This is a genomic window from Mesorhizobium sp. M7A.F.Ca.AU.001.01.1.1 (assembly GCF_004022735.1).
GTDB lineage: Bacteria > Pseudomonadota > Alphaproteobacteria > Rhizobiales > Rhizobiaceae > Mesorhizobium > Mesorhizobium ciceri.
Genome location: NZ_RZPF01001087.1, coordinates 1 through 1,348 on the forward strand (window position 1 = coordinate 1; position 1,348 = coordinate 1,348).

At 61.0% G+C, this 1,348-nt stretch carries 3 protein-coding genes; 1 reads left to right on the forward strand and 2 read right to left on the reverse strand.

The window, feature by feature from the left end; genetic code table 11:
- Positions 1 to 359, forward strand: a 359-nt coding sequence (ruvX, locus tag EN884_RS36055) for a Holliday junction resolvase RuvX (protein ID WP_128361132.1), incomplete at its 5' end; no start/stop codon positions are given.
- Here ruvX and EN884_RS36060 read toward each other — a convergent pair.
- Together EN884_RS36060 and EN884_RS36065 are read right to left on the reverse strand one after the other, a co-directional pair.
- Entirely contained in the window at positions 277 to 618 is a 342-nt protein-coding gene (locus EN884_RS36060) for a DUF6105 family protein (protein WP_063167955.1), read from the reverse strand. The two genes, ruvX and EN884_RS36060, sit on opposite strands and share 83 nt — an antisense overlap.
- Positions 618 to 1,187 (reverse strand): hypothetical protein, encoded by a 570-nt coding sequence (locus EN884_RS36065; RefSeq protein WP_013531792.1) that lies wholly within the window; start codon positions 1,185 to 1,187, stop codon positions 618 to 620. Before EN884_RS36065 ends, EN884_RS36060 begins: the two co-directional genes overlap by 1 nt.
- Positions 1,188 to 1,348: the final 161 nt, after the last annotated feature.

Sequence of the window (1,348 nt, forward strand, 5' to 3'; positions counted from 1 at the left end):
GGAAATTTTCGCTCGATGCGGCGGTGCTGCTCGCCTTGCTGCAGAAGGAGAATGCCGGCGCCGTGGTGATTGGGCTGCCGATCAACATGGACGGCTCGGAAGGTCCGCGTGCGCAGAAATCGCGCGCCTTCGTCCGTAACATGGCACAAATGAGCGACCTGCCCTTCGTGCTCTGGGATGAAAGGCTATCGACGGTCGCGGCCGAAAGGACGCTGATCGAGATGGATTTCTCGCGCCGCAAGCGCGCCGGCAAGATCGATTCGGCGGCAGCCGCGTTTATTCTGCAGGGAGTTTTGGACCGGCTTCAGTCGCTCCACGCATCCGCTCGAACGGAACCGGATCCGCCCAGCGCTGTCTGACCCAGCCGGCGATTTCGCGGCGACGGCGGAATGCCCAAAGCGCCATCAGCAGCAACCCGTCGAAGACGCACGTCTTCGCCACCATGCCGGGGATGATCGCCGGATCGATGCCGAGCATCTGACCGTAGAGCCGGAAGAAGAAGTCGTGCATCTGTCGGCTGAGCATCGCGTAGCCGAAATTGATGTCATTGGCCGACAGATAGAACCAGCCCCAGAAAATCGCCATCGGCGCCGCCCAGCATCCGAAGATGTAGCGCATCAGCGGCCTCCCCTGGGATTGGAGCCGGTTTTGGACACCGTTCGGCCTGATATGAGTGAAAGCAGCGAATTGTGGGCTGCGGCTTTTGCCATGCCGTGCGCGACGGCATGGATCTCGCCTTCGCCCGAAGCCGCTGCCGCAACCACGGACCGCCGTTCGGCAAGCATGGCGACATAGGATGCCAGAAGTGCTGCCAGCTGCACGGCAACAGCCATGAACAGCCCGTTTATGCCTTGCGCAGCACCCCCGATGACGATCAGCGACAACACGCCGGACGCGCAGATGAAGGCGATGCGGGCAACGCTGTCGGCGTCCGGGCTGGTCGCGTCGTTGACCAGGGCTTCGACAAAGGCCCAGAAAAACAGAACCGCGACGACCAGCAATGCGGTGGCAAGCGGCGCCACGACAACGAAATTGTCGAGGTTGACGAAGCGGGTACCCTCGATTGTGGCACCGATCACGCCGAGCGCCGCCGCCACACCACGGTTTCCGTCGATGCAGATGAGCGCAAGCAGGGCGAAAACAATCGTCCAGTGCAAGGTCAGAAAAGAGGTCAGTACCTGTCGCATCGGTGTTCCTGCTTCGCAAAGCAGGAGACGGCCAATCTGAACCATTGCCTGCTTGCGCCGGGACAGTGGGCCTTGCCGCTCGCCATCGCAACGGAAACCATTTGTTAAGGTTAACGGAAATTAGCCATATGCGAGAGGATACGGACCAACGCCTCAAAACT

Excerpts from the sequence above, each read along its gene's own strand:
- EN884_RS36065 (WP_013531792.1), bottom strand. The coding sequence starts at position 1,187 with ATGCGACAGGTACTGACCTCTTTTCTGACCTTGCACTGGACGATTGTT.
- EN884_RS36060 (WP_063167955.1), bottom strand. The coding sequence starts at position 618 with ATGCGCTACATCTTCGGATGCTGGGCGGCGCCGATGGCGATTTTCTGG.